Here is a 19,194-nt window from a genome sequence, read left to right on the forward strand (position 1 = left end):
CATAAGACCTTGAAGTCTAGTATTAGCTTAAGGAAGCATGAAGTAGACGATACCCAGATATTGGAGTGCTGAAGCCAGCATGATGAAGAGGTGCCAAATCATGTGGAAGTATGGTTTTTTCTTAGCGTAAAAAGCTGCTCCAACCGTGTATGACAATCCTCCAGCAAGCATGAGTCCCCAAAAGGCTGGCCCTGTCTTAGTGACGATAGCTGGAATAATGAAGATAACCAACCATCCCATCATCAGATAGAGGAAGAGGGAGAACTTTTCATTGATTTTTTTAGCAAAGATTTTGTAGAGAATGCCAAAAATTGTTGTTCCCCATTGGAGGATGATGATGCTATAGCCTAGCCAACCGCCAACCAATGAGAGGGCAACAGGGGTGTAGCTTCCAGCAATGGCGATATAAATCATGCTGTGGTCAATAATTCTTAGAACCATCTTGTGGGGTGAATTGTAATCCATAGCATGGTAGATGGCTGAGCTCAAAAACATGAGGAATAGGCTGATAACGAAAACAGACATCCCGACAGCAGCTGTCATGCCGTAGCCATTGTTGGCATGAACAGCAGTAATTGGCAGTAAGACTAGCATGGCCACAGCTCCGACGGCGTGAGTCACACTGTTTGCCACTTCCTCACCAAAGCTAAGTTTTTTACTGAGTTTGAGGTTGGGAGAAGTATTAAAAGTAGCAGTATTAGACATTATTTCCTCCTTCAAGGTCGTTCAAAAGTTGATGAGTAGCTGGTAACATTGAAGCGTCTGACAGGCTGAGAGTATGACTTGTGGAGCTTCTTGGGGAAACTGACCATTCATACAGGCTACAAAGTCATTGTAGTAGCTCTTTTGACTTTCAGCATCTGTTCGTAGGATTTCTAAGGTTTTGGCAATCTCAGAAATCTCAAAGACGGTCTTCAGACTAGTGATGACAATAAGTCTAGCTACCTGAGCAGCATTATATTTTTTCTTGATGGGTTTTGCGACATGGCCATGTTTGACATAATTATTGACCATAGAGGCGGTTAGCCCCTTGTCGTTTGGTCCCAAAGTGCTTTGGGTGACCTGATTGACATAGAGCAAAACCTGATCCAAATAGAGTTCAATCTCTGGTAATTCTTCCCAGAGAGGGTATTGTTGTGTTGTCAAATTATAAAAACCTCTTTATCTAGTTTTCATAACTAGATTATAACATTATAGAAATTCAAGTCAAGTCAGAACTTGTGAGATATGAAAAAGATGTTGAGATAAAATTTCCAACATCTTTATTTTTTATGTGATAAGGCAGAGTGATATTTTATTGCTTCATATTCTCTTTTTATGGGGTTCTGAGTTTCTCCAAAATTGCTTGTGCAGTTTCTTGGTTCATATGTTTGGCCTTGAGAAGTTCAGCCAAAACTTGAGGCATTTCTTCAGGACTGGCCCCAGCTAACAAAGCCAGGGATTTGGCTTGGAGTTTCATATGTCCTGCTTGTATTCCTGTTGAAGTCAGAGCTTTGAGAGCAGCTAGATTTTGTGCCAAACCAAGAGAGACGATGATACTGGCTAGGGTTTTGGCATCTGGATGATTAAGCAAATCATGGGCGATAGAAGCACTAGGGTTAAGTCCGATAGAACCGCCACGGGTTGCGATTGGCATGGGGAGGGATAATTCTCCAACTAGTTCCTTAGATTCCTGATTATAAGTCCATGTGGACAGACCTCGGTAGCTACCATCCTTGCTTGCATAGGCATGGCTACCGGCCTCAACTGCTCGCCAATCGTTTCCGGTCGCGATAACTAGGGCATCGATACCATTGAAAATTCCCTTATTATGGGTAGCTGCTCGGTAGGGGTCCACCTGAGCCAGTTGGCTGGCCATCTCCATTTTCTTAGCCAGGTCATGTGCCTCTTCCTTATTACGACTGAGGAAGCGTGTGCTAAGACGACAAGTCGCTGTCACAAGACTTTCAGTGGCTAGATTTGAGAGAATAGCCATGAGGCTTTGACCTTCTGACAGGTTTTCTAATTCTGGCACCAGGGCTTCCATCATGGTGTTGACCATATTGGCTCCCATGGCTTCTTGGGTATCAACGGCTAGATAGACAATGAGGAAGTCTCCTTTAGTCTCAGTCCAGAGCTTGCGAGGGCCACCCCCACGCTTAACAATAGAAGGGTGAGCCTCTTTGGCAATCTCTATAAGGTCCTGACTGGCTGCTTGAATTTTGCTTGAAGCATTATCCTTATCAGGAACGTCAAAGAGGGCAACTTGGCCAATCATTTGACGGTCATGGATTGTAGTCGTGAAACCACCAGAACGCTTAATGAGCTTGCTAGCGTAGGAAGCAGCAGCCACAACTGAGGGTTCCTCGGTAACCATGGGAACCTGATAGGTCACACCATCTACCAATACATCTGGGCAAATGGCAAAGGGGAGTGTGAATCGACCAATGACATTTTCAGCCATCTGATTGGCTGTTTCAAGGGTGAGTTGTTGGTCCTTATCCAGAAGATCTTGATTTTCCTGAGACAAAAGAGCATTCGTTTTCAAATGCTCTTTACGTTCTTGCGGTGTCTTCTTGGAAAAACCAGTCCAAGAGAGTTTAGTCATATTAATGTCCTTTATAGATACGTTGGTGTTCAGAGATTTCAGCTAAACGGAAAGCTCCGGTTTGGTAATCAGCGAATTGAGTAGAACCAGTGTCATCCAACTGCGCCTCCTCATAGAAAAGTTTTTCATAATCAGCAACGCTTAATTGTTGACGTTTGGCAAAGGTATCTAGGCGGTCCGAACGAAGCAGGTCTTTGTAACCTTCAACCAGACGTCCTGAGAAAATTTCAGAGACAGCTCCAGAACCGTAAGAGAAGAAGCCAATCTTATCTCCGGCTTTAAGGTCTTGCGACTGTTCAAGCAAAGAAAGAAGTCCAAGATAGAGTGACCCTGTATAGATATTCCCAATTTGACGACTATAGGTAATTGAAGCATCGAAGTTATTTGTCAGACGCTCTTTGTTCTCTGGATTCAAATCTTTTGGAATAATCTTATTAAGTCCCTTAAGAGCTAGCTTAGGATAAGGAAGATGGAGACAAAAAGCAGCAAAATCAGCAAAGTTAGCCTGATGGCGTTCTTGATAAGCTACCCAAGTTGTCTTCAAACTGTCAAGGTACTGTTTGGTTGAATAGATGCCTTGAACATAAGGCGTTGAACTGTAGTTTGGACGCCAGAAGTCCATGACATCACGAGTTTGTGCCACATTATCATCAGCAAGTTCCAAAATACGTGGATTCTGACTGACTAGCATAGCTACAGCACCAGCTCCCTGAGTTGACTCCCCAGAAGATCCGACACCATAGCGGGCAATATCACTAGCGATAACCAGAACTTTGCTATCTGGGTGAGTTGCCACATGCAACTTAGCATAGTTAAGTCCAGCAGTTGCAGCGTAACAAGCTTCCTTCATTTCAAAAGAACGAGCAAAAGGCTGAATACCTAAAAGACTGTGGACATAGACAGCAGCAGCCTTAGACTGGTCAATGGAAGACTCAGTAGCTACGATGACCATATCGATAGCATTTTTGTCGTCGTCATTTAAAATATCAGCCGCCGCATCAGAGGCAAGCGTCACGATATCTTCTGTAATCGGCGTAATACTGGTTGCATCAAGCATCAGCCCCTTGCTGAATTTTTCAGGCTCCGCCCCACGGGCAAGAGCGAGATCAGCCATGTTTAGAACATATTGACTGGTCGCAAAACCAATCTTATCAATTCCAATAGACATATGATGTTTCCTTTTTTCTTCATTGTAGAGTATCCAGAAGATACTAATCTATAGTGATTTTACCATAAAAGAGCGCTTTCGCCTTGAAAAAACTTTGATAGTTAATTATATCTCATTTTTTGATAGGAACTAGGGGATTTTACACGACTTACATTTGCTATTCCATAGCTTATATTTCTCATTTACACCAGAATAAGGTAAAATTGAAATGGTAATCTACTTGTTTTTTAGCTATGTTAGAAAAGTAAAATTGTTGTTATATATTGAAATCATTGCGAGCGTTAAGTGAGACTTTCCGCTGTGAGATAAGTGTCTGTAAATAAAGTGTTTTGTTTACAGACACTCGGAATTTTTGAGACCATAGGCTCAAAAATTAGTCTTGGAACTTCGAAGAAGTTCGCAGACGTCCGTAATCACTTAAGGGAAGTCTCAAAAAATACTTTGTTTTCAATAGAATAAAGAGGAAAATCATGACAAAAGCAGACACTATTTTTAAAGAAAATATCACTAAAATCATGGAAGAAGGCGTTTGGTCGGAGCAAGCACGTCCTAAATACAAGGATGGCACCACAGCCAACTCCAAATACATCACTGGAGCTTTTGCAGAATATGACTTGAGCAAGGGAGAGTTTCCAATTACTACTCTTCGTCCTATCGCTATCAAATCTGCCATCAAAGAAGTGTTTTGGATTTATCAAGACCAGACAAACAGCCTAGATGTCCTTGAAGACAAATACAATGTCCACTATTGGAATGACTGGGAAGTTGAAGGCGTGCCTGCCAATAATGGGGACAAGCGTTCGATTGGTCAGCGTTATGGAGCGGTTGTTAAGAAGCACGATATCATTAACCGTTTGCTGGCACAGTTGGAGGCTAATCCGTGGAACCGTCGCAATGTCATTTCCCTTTGGGATTACGAGGCCTTCGAGGCGACAGCAGGACTTCAGCCTTGTGCCTTCCAAACTATGTTTGACGTTCGCCGTGTGGGCGAGGACATTTATTTGGACGCCACTTTGACGCAACGTTCTAACGATATGCTGGTGGCTCATCATATTAATGCCATGCAGTATGTGGCTCTTCAGATGATGATTGCCAAGCACTTTGGTTGGAAAGTTGGTAAATTCTTTTATTTCATCAACAATCTCCATATCTATGACAATCAATTTGAGCAAGCTGAAGAACTTCTCAAACGTCAGCCATCTGATTGCCAACCACGTTTGGTCCTCAATGTTCCTGATGGGACTAATTTCTTCGATATCAAACCAGAAGATTTCGAATTGGTTGACTATGATCCTGTTAAACCTCAACTCAAATTTGACTTAGCAATTTAATAAATGCTTATGAATTAAGCCCATAAAGAGCTGGCAAAGTTTTTCCAAGCTCTTTTTCTCTTTTTTTGTTAGAATGGATTGTAAACTTAAAAAGAAAAGGAAATACTGTGTCTAAACAACTCATTGCTATTTGGGCGGAAGCTCATAACCATGTTATTGGGAAGAATCACACCATGCCTTGGCATTTGCCTGCTGAACTGGCACATTTCAAGAAAACGACCATGGGCTCAGCAATTCTCATGGGGCGTGTGACCTTTGATGGCATGAACCGTCGTTGTCTGCCAGGACGTGAAACCTTGATTTTGACACGAGACAAGGACTTCGACTGTGAGGGTGTAACGACCGTTACGAGTGTTGAGGAAGCCCTAGCTTGGTTTGAACAGCAAGATAAGGATCTCTATATTGCTGGTGGTGCTGGTGTCTACAAGGCTTTTGATGGGCATTATGATGCACTCATCAAGACAACTATTGAGGCTGATTTAGAGGGAGACACGTATTTTCCACAACTAGATATGACGGCATTTAAAGAGGTATCGCACGAACGTGTGGCCAAGGATGATAAAAATGCCTACGACTTTAGCATAAGTCGCTATGAAAAAGAAGGAGACTAGGTTCATGCAACGTAGTGTTTTTGGGTTATTTACTGCATTATTGGGAGTACTTTGTGTGCTCTCTGCCATTCCTGCCTTTCGCAAGAAACGTTATGGGTTAGCAGTTTTTCTCTTTTTAAATGCTTTTACCAACCTTGTCAATACTATTCACGCCTTCTATGGCACCCTATTTTAGAAAAGAGTGAGGAATAAATGGCTGGAAATCGTAATGAAGAAATGGTTTATTGTTCATTTTGTGGCAAAAACCAAGAAGAAGTAAAGAAAATTATCGCTGGGAATGGCGTCTTTATCTGTAACGAATGTGTGGCCTTGTCACAAGAAATCATTCGTGAGGAAATGGCAGAAGAAGTTTTGGCTGACTTGGCTGAAACACCAAAGCCAAAAGAACTTTTGGATATTTTGAACAACTATGTCGTGGGGCAAGACCGTGCTAAACGTGCCTTGGCGGTAGCTGTTTACAACCACTATAAACGTATCAACTTCACAGAAAGTCGTGAAGACAATGATGTTGATTTGCAAAAATCGAATATTCTCATGATTGGACCAACTGGTTCAGGGAAGACTTTCTTGGCTCAGACCTTGGCTCGTAGCTTGAATGTTCCTTTCGCGATTGCGGATGCGACCTCATTGACAGAGGCAGGTTATGTGGGTGAGGACGTGGAAAATATCCTCCTCAAACTGATTCAAGCGGCAGACTTCAATATTGAACGTGCGGAACGTGGGATTATCTATGTCGACGAGATTGATAAGATTGCTAAAAAAGGTGAAAACGTATCAATCACTCGTGACGTTTCTGGTGAAGGGGTTCAACAAGCCCTCTTGAAGATTATCGAAGGAACAGTAGCTAGCGTTCCACCTCAAGGTGGCCGTAAACACCCTAACCAAGAGATGATTCAAATTGATACGAAGAATATTCTCTTTATCGTGGGTGGTGCTTTTGATGGTATCGAAGATATCGTTAAGCAACGTCTTGGTGAGAAAATCATTGGTTTTGGTCAAAATAATAAGGCTATTGATGATGACTCATCATACATGCAAGAAATTGTGGCTGAAGATATCCAAAAATTCGGTCTTATCCCTGAGTTTATCGGACGTTTGCCAGTCCTTGCTGCCCTTGAACAGTTAACGGTTGACGACTTGGTTCGTATCTTGACAGAGCCTAGAAATGCCTTGGTTAAACAGTATCAAACCCTCTTGTCTTATGATGGAGTTGAACTTGAGTTTGACCAAGATGCTCTTGAAGCTATTGCAAGTAAGGCAATCGAACGTAAGACTGGTGCACGTGGGCTTCGCTCTATCATTGAAGAAGTCATGATGGATGTCATGTTTGAAATTCCTAGCCAGGAAGATGTGACTAAGGTTCGTATTACCAAAGAAGCCGTTGACGGTACAGCTGCTCCAGTTTTGGAAACAGCGTAAGGAGGACCTATGGCTGAAGAACAAGTCCTAAATACGCACAATGCTGAGATTTTGCTCAGTGCAGCAAATAAGAGTCACTATCCCCAAGATGACCTTCCTGAGGTTGCCCTAGCAGGACGCTCGAATGTTGGTAAATCAAGCTTTATCAATACCCTTCTTGGTCGTAAAAACCTCGCACGTACATCTGGGAAACCAGGAAAAACTCAGTTGCTCAATTTCTACAATATTGACGACAAGCTACGCTTTGTGGATGTGCCAGGTTACGGTTATGCCCGTGTGTCCAAAAAAGAACGTGCCAAATGGGGGAAAATGATTGAGGAGTATCTCGTGACTCGAGACAATCTTCGTGTGGTTGTTAGCTTGGTTGACCTCCGACATGAACCAACTCAAGACGATATCCAAATGTATGAATTTCTTAAGTATTATGAAATTCCAGTTATCGTTGTGGGGACTAAGGCTGACAAGATTCCTCGCGGAAAATGGAACAAGCACGAATCTATTATTAAGAAAAAACTCAATTTTGATAAAAATGACCATTTCATCGTCTTTTCATCTGTCACACGTGACGGTTATGATGAAGCATGGGATACGATATTGGCAGAATTGTAAGAAAAGCTCGGAGAAATCCGAGCTTTTTTCTTGTGATAGTCTTTAACTATCTCTTTGATAGTTTTCACTTATTATCCAAGGAAATGATATTGTGATAAGCTTGTTTTATCACATATATTGGAGGAATCTATGGAAAACCATAATTATGAAAATGAGGGTCAGTTCCAACGGAAGATGACCTCTCGCCACCTCTTTATGCTCTCGTTGGGTGGTGTCATTGGTACTGGTCTCTTCTTGAGTTCAGGCTATACAATTGCACAAGCAGGCCCTCTTGGTGCGATACTATCTTATCTTGTGGGGGCTATCGTTGTTTACTTGGTCATGCTTTCATTGGGTGAGTTAGCAGTTGCCATGCCAGTAACGGGGTCCTTTCACACCTATGCTACTAAATTTATCAGTCCGGGAACCGGCTTTACGGTAGCTTGGCTTTATTGGATTTGTTGGACGGTTGCCTTGGGAACAGAATTTCTGGGGGCAGCCATGCTGATGCAACGTTGGTTTCCATCGGTACCAGCCTGGATGTTCGCAGCCTTCTTTGCACTGGTGATTTTTGGGATTAATGCTTTGAGTGTGAGATCTTTTGCGGAAGCAGAATCTTTCTTCTCGTCAATAAAAGTCATTGCTATCCTGGTCTTTATCATCCTGGGTCTGGGGGCTATGTTTGGTTTGGTCAGTTTTGACGGTCACCGTGAGGCTATTATGTTCAAGCACTTGACGGCCAACGGTCTCTTTCCAAATGGTGGACTTGCCATTGTGTCAGTCATGTTGGCGGTTAACTACGCCTTTTCAGGAACAGAGTTAATCGGTATAGCGGCTGGTGAGACAGACAATCCTAAAGAGGCTGTTCCACGAGCTATTAAAACAACGATTGGACGCTTGGTTATCTTCTTTGTCTTGACCATTGTGGTCTTGGCTTCGCTTCTTCCCATGAAAGAAGCAGGGGTATCTTCAGCACCTTTCGTTGATGTCTTTGATAAGATGGGAATTCCATTTGCAGCGGACATCATGAACTTTGTCATCCTGACAGCTATCCTTTCTGCTGGGAATTCTGGACTCTACGCGTCAAGCCGTATGCTTTGGTCTTTGGCCAATGAGGGGATGCTCAATAAAAAGCTAGTGAAAATTAATAAGCATGGTGTTCCAATGACAGCTCTTTTGATTTCTATGGCAGGAGCAGTTTTATCGCTCTTTTCAAGTATCTATGCAGCAGATACAGTTTACCTAGCTTTGGTATCAATCGCTGGATTTGCAGTTGTTGTTGTCTGGCTCTCTATTCCTATGGCACAAATCAACTTCCGTAAACAGTGGAATTTAGAACATTCTGATGATGAGTTGGACTACAAGACGCCGTTTAACCCAATCCTACCTTATATTACAATCGTTCTCTTGGCCATTTCTGTTCTCGGGATTGCTTGGGATAGTTCGCAGCGTGCGGGACTCTACTTTGGTATTCCTTTCATGATTTTCTGCTACCTCTATCACTATCTTCGCTTTAAAAAATGGTAAGGAGGCCCTTATATGGCAATATTTAAAGACTATCTAGAGAATAAATCTCCCCTCATTCTTCATGGGGCTCTGGGAACAGAGATGGAGAGCTTGGGTTATGATATTTCTGGCAAACTCTGGTCAGCCAAGTACCTGCTTGAAAAGCCAGAAGTTATTCAAAAAATCCACGAAACCTATGTAGCTGCTGGGGCTGATTTGATTACCACATCGTCTTATCAGGCAACCTTGCCAGGCTTGATAGACGCTGGACTCACTAAAGAAGAAGCAGAGCAGATTATTGCCTTGACAGTTCAGTTGGCAAAGAATGCACGCGATAAGGTCTGGGCAACTTTGGATGACAGTGAGAAGGCTAATCGTCCTTATCCATTGATCTCTGGTGATGTCGGTCCTTACGCAGCCTATTTGGCCAATGGTTCTGAGTACACTGGTGATTATGGTCAAATTACTATCGAGGAGCTTAAGGATTTTCATCGGCCTAGGATTCAAATTCTCCTAGATCAAGGTGTGGACTTGCTAGCTTTGGAAACTATTCCAAATCGTTTAGAAGCACAAGCCTTGATTGAACTCCTGGCTGAAGAATTTCCAGAAGCAGAAGCTTATATCAGTTTTACAGTCCAAGAACCAGCCACTATCAGTGATGGGACTTCTCTAGATGAGATTGCCCAGCTTGTTGGCCAGTCAGACCAAATCTTGGCTCTAGGAATCAACTGTAGTTCGCCTCTGCTTTATAATCAGGCTCTTGCTATTCTTAAAAATGCTGGAAAAGCGCTCATTACTTACCCCAACTCAGGTGAGGTTTATGATGGTAGTACGCAGACTTGGAAACCTAAGGACAAGGATGCTCTGACCTTAGTCGAACACAGCAAAGATTGGCATACTCAGTTTGGAGTTAAGATTTTAGGTGGTTGCTGCCGCACACGTCCAAATGATATTAAAGCCTTATATGCAGAGTTTAGAACCTAGTCAAATTTCTAATTATTTGTTATAATATGAGACTGTAAGGCTATGAGCTCTACACACTATTAGTAGAAAATGAAGCCAGCGTTAAGCTGGTTTTTAAAATGAAGAGGAAAATATGACCTACGAACAAGAATTTCTAAAAGACTTCGAAGCCTGGGTTGTTACCCAAGTTAAAGTAAACGAAACGGCCTTGGCCGCTAGCAAGAAAATCTGGGAAGAAGATGGCGATGAGCGTGCACGTGATGCAAGTTACCGTTATGAAGCCAAATTGGATGCTTACAATTTCCTAATTGGCAAGTTTGCCAACTATCGTGCTGGCAAAGGTTTCCATGATATGCCGGATGGCTTGTTCGGGGAACGTCACTATTAATAGAGGATGAAAAAGAAAATAGCGACAGCACTTTATGGAAAGGTGTCGCCGATTAAAATAGGAGAATACTAAACATGGCTAAAGTAAAAAATAAAAAGAAAGCTTTTAAACACCGTTTGAAAAAACAAGGACTTTTCAATAATCTTAAAGCCCCTGTCCCACCAGTTGCGCCTGTTCCACCAGTGCCACCAGTAGCACCACAACCTGTTGCTGAAACTAAGACAGTTGCTAAGGAAGAAGTAGCAGCCAAAGACCTTAGTCTTGAAGCCTTTGCAGAACTTCCAGAAGTTGAAGGCCTTCGTTCAAACCTTGTAGAGACTCTTTACAATGAAGGTTTGACTTCAGCAGAGGCTTTTGCTACTGTGACTGAAGAAGAAGTTCTTGCCCTCAAGGGTGTCGGACCTGCGACAGTTAAAAAATTGAAAGAAAATGGTGTCAGCTTTAAAGCTTAAGCCTAAAAAAGATCCGAGGTGTAGACTTCGGATCTTTATTCTTTGTCTTAGGAAGCATTGTTTGATTAGGAGGACAAGAAAACCACTAGCTTTTTACTAGTGGTTGATAGATCTGGATTATTTCTTTGGATTTTGTTTGGTTAAATTAAGTCCAAAAGGTACCAAGTTTTCTTGATGCCTGCAAATTCGCCCCATATTTTCAGTGTGGCGGAAGATAATAATCAAAGCCATGATGGTAAGAACCCCAGTGAAAATAAGGTCATAGCCATCTAGCAAGAAGTGGATGGCTGGAAACACAGCCAAGGTAATCAGTCCAACAACTGCAGCAGTGACACTTGAAAATGAAATCATGCTGGTTAGATAGAGTGTTAGGGCAAAGACCAAGAGTAAGAAGACACAGTAGAGTGGGGCAAAACCAAGAAGCACCCCAGCACTTGTCGCAACGGCCTTCCCACCTTTAAATCCAGCAAAGATTGGAAAAACATGTCCGATAATGGCAAAGAAACCAATAACTAAAGGTGAAACCTCTGTAACACCAAGCCAGATAGGAAGAAGAACAGCCAAGGTACCCTTGAACATATCCACCAAGAAGGTGATGGTACCAGCAGTCTTACCTAGAACACGAAAGGTATTGGTTGTTCCAGTATTTCCAGAGCCATGCTCACGAAGATTGGTGTGGAAGAATAGTTTCCCAATCCAGAGGCCGGTCTGAATGGAACCTAGCAAGTAGGCGATTAGGATTAACAATAAGATTTTCATGAGATAATTATAGCATACAGCCTAGTAATTGACAAAGTCAGTCAGCCTTAAGATATCTTTTGAACTTTCTTGATTTCTTTTGCAAATTCTTCTGAAAACTTATAAAATAATAAGGATGAAAATTTTGGAGGTCACTCTTGGCTAAAAAAGAAATTAATGTAAATAATTATAATGATGATGCCATTCAGGTACTAGAAGGGTTGGATGCGGTTCGCAAGCGCCCTGGAATGTACATTGGCTCAACAGATGGAACAGGACTTCACCACCTCGTTTGGGAGATTGTCGACAATGCGGTCGATGAAGCTCTTTCTGGTTTTGGTGATGTTATCGCTGTTACCCTAAATAAGGATGGTTCCGTTTCTGTTTCTGACTCTGGACGTGGGATGCCGACAGGTATGCATGCCATGGGTAAACCAACAGTTGAAGTTATTTTCACTGTTCTCCACGCTGGTGGTAAATTTGGACAGGGTGGTTATAAGACTTCTGGAGGTCTTCACGGTGTGGGTTCCTCAGTTGTTAATGCGCTGTCTAGTTGGCTTGAGGTAGAAATTACCCGTGACGGTAGTGTTTATCGCCAACGTTTTGAAAATGGTGGTCACCCTGTAACAGGGCTTGAAAAGATTGGTAAAGCGCCTAAGTCTAAGACAGGTACAAAAGTTACCTTTATGCCTGATGCGAGCATCTTTTCAACAACTGACTTTAAATTTAACACCATCTCAGAGCGTCTCAAAGAATCAGCCTTCCTTCTTAAGAATGTCACTATGACATTGACAGACTTGCGTGGCGAAGAAGAAGTTCGTGAAGAATTCCACTATGAAAATGGAGTTCAAGACTTTGTGTCATATTTGAATGAGGACAAGGAAACGTTGACACCAGTCATCTATATTGATGGAGATCAACAAGAATTTCACTTGGAATTAGCCCTTCAGTATAATGACGGTTACTCTGACAATATCCTTTCCTTTGTCAATAATGTCCGTACTAAGGACGGAGGAACTCACGAAACAGGATTTAAGTCTGCCATTACCAAGGCTCTTAATGATTATGCACGTAAGACAGGGCTTCTCAAAGAAAAAGATAAGAACCTTGAAGGGTCAGATTACCGTGAAGGTTTATCAGCAGTTATCTCGCTTTTGGTTCCTGAAGAACACCTTCAGTTTGAAGGACAAACCAAGGACAAACTTGGATCTCCTTTAGCTCGTCCTATTGTTGATAGTATTGTTTCAGAGCATCTGACTTACTTTCTTATGGAAAATGGGGACTTAGCTTCTAACTTGGTGCGTAAGGCTATCAAGGCCCGTGACGCCCGTGAAGCTGCTAGAAAAGCGCGTGATGCTAGTCGAAATGGCAAGAAAAATAAAAAAGACAAGGGGCTCTTATCAGGGAAACTGACGCCAGCCCAATCTAAAAATGCTAAGAAAAATGAGCTTTATCTAGTCGAAGGGGATTCTGCCGGTGGTTCCGCCAAACAAGGTCGTGATCGTAAATTCCAGGCTATCCTGCCTCTTCGAGGTAAGGTCCTAAACACTGAGAAAGCCAAAATGGCTGACATTCTCAAAAATGAAGAAATCAATACCATGATTTACACTATTGGTGCAGGTGTTGGAGCTGATTTTAACCTTGACGATATCAACTACGACAAGATTATCATCATGACCGATGCCGATACCGATGGAGCTCACATCCAGACCTTGCTACTTACTTTCTTCTATCGTTATATGCGTCCACTGGTTGAAGCAGGACACGTTTATATCGCTTTGCCTCCTCTTTACAAGATGTCTAAAGGAAAAGGTAAGAAAGAAGTTGTCGAATATGCTTGGACGGACGGGGAACTTGAGGAACTTCGTCAAAAATTTGGTCGTGGCGCTATTCTCCAACGTTACAAGGGGCTTGGTGAGATGAATGCTGACCAGCTTTGGGAAACAACCATGGATCCAGAGACAAGAACCCTTATCCGAGTGACGATTGACGACCTAGCGCGTGCAGAACGCCGTGTCTCCGTCCTAATGGGCGATAAGGCTGCACCACGTCGTCAATGGATTGAAGACAATGTTAAGTTTACTTTGGAAGAAAATACGGTATTTTAAATACTTTCTACTATAAAATAAATAAGCTATAATGTAGAAATGTTAAGGAATCAACATGAGAACTGATACAGAAATGATGAATCTGATTTTGCAAATAGCTGATACTCTGGAAGTAGAAGCGATTGCTTTATCCGGATCCCGAACGAATCCTCAGGCAACCAAAGACGAGTTTCAAGATTACGATGTAGTCTATATAGTTGATGATCTGGAAGAACTGATTTCAGATTTATCCTGGTTGGATCAGTTCGGAAATCGACTCATCGAACAGCACAACCGACTGGGACACCGTCGTCTGTATCTCATGCTCTTTGAAGATGGGAATCGTATTGATTTAACCCTCTGCCTCAAGGAGTATATCCAAGAGTGGGTGGACAGCGAAGCAAATTTTGAAGTTATAAAAGATGACAAAGGTTTGTTTGACTCTTACATTCCTAGTCCGAAGCGCTATTGGACCGCTCCGCCTACTGAAGAGGAATTTGCAGCATCCTGCAATGAATTTTGGTGGGTATCGGCTTATGTTGTCAAGGCCATTCGAAGAAATCAGCTTATCTATGCGACCGACCACCTCTATGGCATTTGCCAGCAAGAACTTCTCAAGGTCTTAGCTTGGCAGGTGACAAGCGATAGAGGAGCAGTTGATATCGGAAAGAACTACAAGTACCTCTTCCAGTATCTACCAGCTGAGCAAGAGAAGGAGTTCTCAGCTTTGCTTGATCTATCTAGTTTAGAGAAGATCAGTCAATCCTTATTTTCCTCCATGAAGGGATTCGATCGAGAAGCTCAAATTCTGGCCCAAAAGATGGGATTTACTTACGATAAGGAAGTAGCTGAGAAAATGATTTCTTATGCTAAAGAGAAACTTTCTAATCATTAATTTAATCTATTTTAAACTACAGATAGGATCCTTTGGTTACTTGGTGTAACTGAATTCCTCTATATATAAAAGACTACTCAACATTCTTTGAAAGGAGTTGAACACGCCCTGAGTGCTGTGTGAAAAAGATAAATTTCTTATTTTCACTTTGTATTTTACGGGCTTTGTATCTTATGTCTAATATTCAAAACATGTCCCTTGAGGACATCATGGGGGAGCGTTTTGGACGCTACTCCAAATACATTATTCAGGAGCGTGCGCTTCCTGACATTCGTGACGGTTTGAAACCCGTTCAACGTCGTATTCTTTATTCCATGAATAAGGATGGCAATACCCATGACAAGGGCTATCGTAAATCTGCCAAGTCGGTGGGTAACATTATGGGGAATTTTCACCCACATGGCGATAGTTCCATTTATGACGCCATGGTGCGTATGTCCCAGGACTGGAAGAATCGTGAAATCTTAGTTGAAATGCACGGTAACAACGGTTCTATGGATGGTGATCCACCAGCGGCTATGCGTTATACAGAGGCACGCTTGTCAGAGATTGCTGGCTATCTTCTTCAAGATATTGATAAAAACACCGTTCCTTGGGCTTGGAACTTTGATGATACAGAGAAGGAACCAACCGTATTACCTGCCGCCTTTCCAAACCTCTTGGTTAATGGTGCTACAGGGATTTCTGCTGGTTATGCCACAGATATTCCACCGCATAATCTGTCAGAAGTCATCGATGCTGTTGTCTATATGATTGACCATCCATCTGCTAAACTGGATAAATTGATGGAATTCTTGCCTGGTCCAGATTTCCCAACAGGGGCTATCATTCAGGGCAAGGATGAGATTCGTAAGGCCTACGAAACCGGTAAGGGTCGTGTCGTTGTGCGTTCACGTACTGAGATCGAACAACTCAAAGGTGGTAAGGAGCAAATCATCGTTACTGAGATTCCTTACGATGTCAATAAGGCAGTTCTTGTTAAAAAAATCGATGATGTTCGTGTCAATAACAAGGTTCCAGGTATTGCAGAAGTTCGTGATGAGTCTGACCGTACTGGGTTGCGTATTGCTATTGAACTTAAGAAGGATGCTGACAGCCAAACTATTCTTAACTATCTTTTGAAATATACGGATCTTCAGGTCAACTACAATTTCAACATGGTGGCTATTGATAATTTCACCCCACGTCAAGTGGGCTTGCAAAAGATTTTGTCTAGCTACATTGCCCACCGTCGTGATATTATCGTTGCTCGTTCAAAATTCGACAAGGAAAAAGCTGAAAAACGTCTTCATATTGTCGAAGGATTAATCCGAGTTATCTCTATTTTGGATGAGGTTATCGCTCTTATCAGAGCTTCTGAAAATAAGGCTGACGCTAAGGAAAATCTTAAGGTCAGCTATGATTTTTCAGAAGAACAAGCAGAAGCTATTGTGACCTTGCAACTTTATCGTTTGACCAATACGGATATCGTCACTCTCCAAAATGAGGAAGCTGATTTACGCGAACAAATCGCGACCTTGGCTGCCATCATTGGTGACGAGCGTACCATGTTTAATGTCATGAAACGTGAACTCCGTGATATCAAGAAGAAATTTGGTAATGACCGTCGTTCAGAGTTGCAAGCAGAAACCAAGACTATTGAAATTGATACTGCAAGTTTGATTGTTGAAGAAGAAACCTATGTCAGCATTACTCGTGGTGGCTACGTCAAACGTACAAGCCCACGTTCTTTCAATGCTTCAACGATTGACGAAGTTGGAAAACGTGATGACGATGATTTGATTCTTGTCCAGCAGGCCAAGACGACACAACACCTCTTGATTTTCACTAATCAGGCCAATGTGATTTATCGTCCAATCCATGAGTTACCAGACATTCGTTGGAAGGATTTGGGAGAGCATTTATCACAAACTATCACCAATTTATCTAAGGATGAAGAAGTGCTTTACGTAGAAATCCTGGATGATTTTGAAGCTGGTACTTACTTAGCAGCCACTAAGCTTGGTCAGATTAAACGTTTCGAACGCAAGGAATTTACGCCATGGCGTACCTACAAGTCTAAGTCGGTTAAATACGCTAAACTCAAGGATGATAGTGATTTTATTGTCGCAGTCACGCCAATTCAATTGGATGATATCATGATTATCACTCAAAAGGGTTATGCCCTTCGCTTTAACGCGGACGAAGTGCCAGTAGTTGGGGCCAAGGCAGCAGGTGTTAAGGCAATAAATCTTAAGGATGATGATAGCGTTCAGGCTGTTTTTGTGGCAAATACTCAAAGTTTCTACCTTCTAACACAAAGAGCCAGTCTCAAACGTGTGGCTACAGCTGACATCCCACAGGCTAAGCGAGCTGGTCGAGGTCTCCAAGTTCTTCGTGAGCTTAAGACGAAACCACATCGCGTCTTTACGGCTGGTCCAGTCTTTACAGAAAATTCTGGTGGTGAGATAGATCTTCTAGCAACACCAGTAGAGGAGGCTCCTCAGACCTTGCTTGTGACAGCCACGACAGGTGAAACTGCAGAGGTTGATTTGTCCCTTCTAAATCTTTCAGATCGTACTAGCAATGGAAGTTTTATTGAAGGGTTGGCAGACAAAGAAGTCTTTTCTGCTAAAATTATTGAAAAATAATGATAAGAAAGCTTTGTTCTCTTACTAGAGAGCAGAGTTTTTTTCTTTAAGAGACTAAAGAACTGTTTTAAAAAGAATTGTCAGAATTTTGCAACACAACCTTGAAATTTTCAATGAAAAGGACTATACTAGAAAGCACATAGTAACAGAAAAGAGGACATACACATGACAGTTGATTTAGACTGGGAAAATCTAGGATTTAATTACCGTAAACTTCCATTCCGTTATATCTCATATTTCAAAGACGGTAAATGGGACGAGGGGCAATTGACTGAGGATGCAACTTTGCATATTTCAGAAGCATCTCCAGCCCTTCACTATGGTCAAGAAGCTTTCGAAGGACTCAAGGCTTACCGTACTAAAGATGGCTCTATTCAATTGTTCCGTCCAGATGAAAATGCCAAACGTTTGCAACGTACTGCTGATCGTCTTTTGATGCCACAAGTTTCTGTTGACAAATTTGTAGATGCATGTAAACAAGTTGTGCGTGCCAATGAAGAATACGTTCCACCATATGGTACAGGTGCTACACTTTATCTCCGTCCACTTTTGATTGGGGTTGGTGATATTATTGGTGTGCATCCAGCAGATGAGTATATCTTTACTATTTTTGCTATGCCAGTAGGTAACTACTTCAAGGGTGGTTTGGCTCCAACAAACTTCCTTATTCAAGATGATTATGACCGTGCTGCGCCACATGGTACAGGTGCTGCTAAGGTTGGTGGTAACTACGCAGCAAGTATGTTGCCAGGTAAGATTGCACATGACCGTAACTTCTCTGATGTTATCTACCTTGATCCAGCAACTCACACTAAGATTGAAGAAGTTGGTTCTGCAAACTTCTTTGGTATCACAGCTGATAACGAATTTATTACACCACTCAGCCCATCTATCTTGCCATCTATCACCAAGTTCTCATTGCTTCACTTGGCTGAAAATCGCTTCGGTATGAAAGCTATCCAAGGTGATGTTAAGATTTCTGAATTGGATAAATTTGTTGAAGCAGGTGCCTGCGGTACAGCTGCCGTTATCTCACCAATTGGTGGGGTACAACATGGTGATGACTTCCATGTCTTTTACTCAGAAACAGAAGTAGGTCCTGTAACACGTAAACTTTATGATGAGTTGACAGGTATCCAATTTGGTGATGTTGAAGCACCAGAAGGCTGGATTGTCAAAGTTGACTAATTCTTAATAGTAATTGATTATTTTAAGGCTTGCTCTTGCAAGCTTTTTTCTTTTTCGGTAGAATTAAGGAGATACATTAAGAAAGGATGGCTCGAGCCAAGTATCGGGTATAAATCTATGAGTAAAAAAAGATAAAAAAATTGAAATCCAAATTAATGATGCCAAAGTAGTCGTCAACAAGGCAACCATCGAAGGTTTTGAACTTCTTGTTGGCAAGAAAGTGATTGGACAAATTGTGGAAATTGATAGTAAGTTTGCCGTTGTTGATAAGGAAAATGTTGCAGGTTTCCACAAAAAAATGGATGATGCAGTAGCTGCCATTATTGAATCGTACAATCTTAATCATTAAAATCCAAAGTAAAGGCTTGCTTTGGTCAAGAAACTGTGATATACTATTTCTTGTTCTTAAGGAGAGATAGCGAAGAGGCTAAACGCGGCGGACTGTAAATCCGCTCCTTCGGGTTCGGGGGTTCGAATCCCTCTCTCTCCATGTCTAAGAAACTGAATCGGAATAGTCGATATCAAGTACTTAGATGTTTTTTTTATAGCATTTTGCTATTGGGGTATAGCCAAGCGGTAAGGCAAGGGACTTTGACTCCCTCATGCGTTGGTTCGAATCCAGCTACCCCAGTAAAAGGTATCG

Annotated in this window: 16 protein-coding genes, 2 tRNA genes and 3 pseudogenes; 16 read left to right on the forward strand and 5 right to left on the reverse strand. The window is 42.1% G+C overall.

What is annotated here, in order from left to right; translation table 11 throughout:
* Positions 1-27: 27 nt before the first annotated feature.
* From trhA to SSAL8618_RS03040, 4 genes and pseudogenes are all read right to left on the reverse strand, one after another.
* The gene (gene trhA / locus SSAL8618_RS03025; RefSeq protein WP_002886236.1) at positions 28-705 is read right to left on the reverse strand and encodes a PAQR family membrane homeostasis protein TrhA; all 678 of its coding nucleotides are present in this window, start codon (positions 703-705) and stop codon (positions 28-30) included.
* Positions 698-1,146, reverse strand: a pseudogene (locus tag SSAL8618_RS03030) (DUF1836 domain-containing protein). The gene trhA and the pseudogene SSAL8618_RS03030 overlap by 8 nt, the downstream one beginning before the upstream one ends.
* Before the next feature lie 169 nt (positions 1,147-1,315).
* On the reverse strand, positions 1,316-2,587 hold the full coding sequence (locus SSAL8618_RS03035; protein WP_013990948.1) for a hydroxymethylglutaryl-CoA reductase, degradative: 1,272 nt from the start codon (positions 2,585-2,587) through the stop codon (positions 1,316-1,318).
* 1 nt (position 2,588) lies between these two features.
* Positions 2,589-3,755 (reverse strand): hydroxymethylglutaryl-CoA synthase, encoded by a 1,167-nt coding sequence (locus tag SSAL8618_RS03040; protein ID WP_038675548.1) that lies wholly within the window; start codon positions 3,753-3,755, stop codon positions 2,589-2,591.
* A gap of 470 nt (positions 3,756-4,225) precedes the next feature.
* On the opposite strand from SSAL8618_RS03040, the gene SSAL8618_RS03045 reads away from it, so the two are divergent.
* The 9 genes from SSAL8618_RS03045 (at position 4,226) to SSAL8618_RS03085 (ending at position 11,013) form a co-directional block, all read left to right on the forward strand.
* Complete coding sequence (locus SSAL8618_RS03045; RefSeq protein WP_002886020.1) at positions 4,226-5,086, forward strand: thymidylate synthase; 861 nt, start codon at positions 4,226-4,228, stop codon at positions 5,084-5,086.
* A 107-nt stretch (positions 5,087-5,193) separates the two neighbouring features.
* Positions 5,194-5,697, forward strand: a complete 504-nt coding sequence (locus tag SSAL8618_RS03050) for a dihydrofolate reductase (RefSeq protein WP_038675550.1) — start codon at positions 5,194-5,196, stop codon at positions 5,695-5,697.
* Between the two features lie 4 nt (positions 5,698-5,701).
* The gene (locus tag SSAL8618_RS10540) at positions 5,702-5,872 is read left to right on the forward strand and encodes a hypothetical protein (RefSeq protein ID WP_002886174.1); all 171 of its coding nucleotides are present in this window, start codon (positions 5,702-5,704) and stop codon (positions 5,870-5,872) included.
* 17 nt (positions 5,873-5,889) lie between these two features.
* The gene (gene clpX, locus SSAL8618_RS03060; RefSeq protein ID WP_002890340.1) at positions 5,890-7,116 is read left to right on the forward strand and encodes an ATP-dependent Clp protease ATP-binding subunit ClpX; all 1,227 of its coding nucleotides are present in this window, start codon (positions 5,890-5,892) and stop codon (positions 7,114-7,116) included.
* Positions 7,117-7,125: 9 nt separating this feature from the next.
* Positions 7,126-7,725: a ribosome biogenesis GTP-binding protein YihA/YsxC gene (gene yihA, locus SSAL8618_RS03065; protein ID WP_038675553.1), complete on the forward strand. Its 600-nt coding sequence runs from the start codon at positions 7,126-7,128 to the stop codon at positions 7,723-7,725.
* Positions 7,726-7,854: 129 nt separating this feature from the next.
* On the forward strand, positions 7,855-9,231 hold the full coding sequence (locus tag SSAL8618_RS03070) for an amino acid permease (RefSeq protein WP_038675555.1): 1,377 nt from the start codon (positions 7,855-7,857) through the stop codon (positions 9,229-9,231).
* Between the two features lie 12 nt (positions 9,232-9,243).
* Positions 9,244-10,194: a homocysteine S-methyltransferase gene (gene mmuM, locus SSAL8618_RS03075; RefSeq protein WP_038675557.1), complete on the forward strand. Its 951-nt coding sequence runs from the start codon at positions 9,244-9,246 to the stop codon at positions 10,192-10,194.
* Between the two features lie 112 nt (positions 10,195-10,306).
* Entirely contained in the window at positions 10,307-10,561 is a 255-nt protein-coding gene (locus SSAL8618_RS03080) for a DUF1912 family protein (protein WP_002886199.1), read from the forward strand.
* Between the two features lie 74 nt (positions 10,562-10,635).
* Positions 10,636-11,013, forward strand: a complete 378-nt coding sequence (locus SSAL8618_RS03085) for a helix-hairpin-helix domain-containing protein (protein ID WP_038675559.1) — start codon at positions 10,636-10,638, stop codon at positions 11,011-11,013.
* Positions 11,014-11,130: 117 nt separating this feature from the next.
* Here the strand turns inward: SSAL8618_RS03085 and plsY are convergent, their stop codons facing one another.
* Positions 11,131-11,772 carry a glycerol-3-phosphate 1-O-acyltransferase PlsY gene (gene plsY / locus SSAL8618_RS03090; RefSeq protein WP_038675561.1) on the reverse strand — a complete coding sequence of 214 codons (642 nt, stop codon included), beginning with the start codon at positions 11,770-11,772 and terminating at the stop codon, positions 11,131-11,133.
* 137 nt (positions 11,773-11,909) lie between these two features.
* Between plsY and parE the strand changes: the two genes are divergently transcribed.
* The 7 genes and pseudogenes from parE to SSAL8618_RS03125 all read left to right on the forward strand — a co-directional run bounded on the left by parE (position 11,910) and on the right by SSAL8618_RS03125 (position 19,182).
* The gene (gene parE / locus SSAL8618_RS03095) at positions 11,910-13,859 is read left to right on the forward strand and encodes a DNA topoisomerase IV subunit B (RefSeq protein WP_002886138.1); all 1,950 of its coding nucleotides are present in this window, start codon (positions 11,910-11,912) and stop codon (positions 13,857-13,859) included.
* Between the two features lie 55 nt (positions 13,860-13,914).
* Positions 13,915-14,733 (forward strand): aminoglycoside 6-adenylyltransferase, encoded by an 819-nt coding sequence (locus SSAL8618_RS03100; protein WP_002886205.1) that lies wholly within the window; start codon positions 13,915-13,917, stop codon positions 14,731-14,733.
* A gap of 173 nt (positions 14,734-14,906) precedes the next feature.
* A complete protein-coding gene (gene parC, locus SSAL8618_RS03105) occupies positions 14,907-17,363 on the forward strand; it encodes a DNA topoisomerase IV subunit A (RefSeq protein WP_038675563.1) in 2,457 nt (818 codons plus the stop codon).
* Positions 17,364-17,519: 156 nt separating this feature from the next.
* Positions 17,520-18,551: pseudogene (locus SSAL8618_RS03110) on the forward strand (branched-chain amino acid aminotransferase); the annotation flags it as partial.
* A 124-nt stretch (positions 18,552-18,675) separates the two neighbouring features.
* Positions 18,676-18,900: pseudogene (locus tag SSAL8618_RS03115) on the forward strand (DUF2969 domain-containing protein); the annotation flags it as partial.
* Positions 18,901-18,960: 60 nt separating this feature from the next.
* Positions 18,961-19,041: transfer RNA gene (locus SSAL8618_RS03120), tRNA-Tyr, on the forward strand.
* A 69-nt stretch (positions 19,042-19,110) separates the two neighbouring features.
* Positions 19,111-19,182: transfer RNA gene (locus SSAL8618_RS03125), tRNA-Gln, on the forward strand.
* Positions 19,183-19,194: the final 12 nt, after the last annotated feature.

The sequence above is a fragment of the Streptococcus salivarius genome (assembly GCF_000785515.1).
Taxonomy (GTDB): domain Bacteria; phylum Bacillota; class Bacilli; order Lactobacillales; family Streptococcaceae; genus Streptococcus; species Streptococcus salivarius.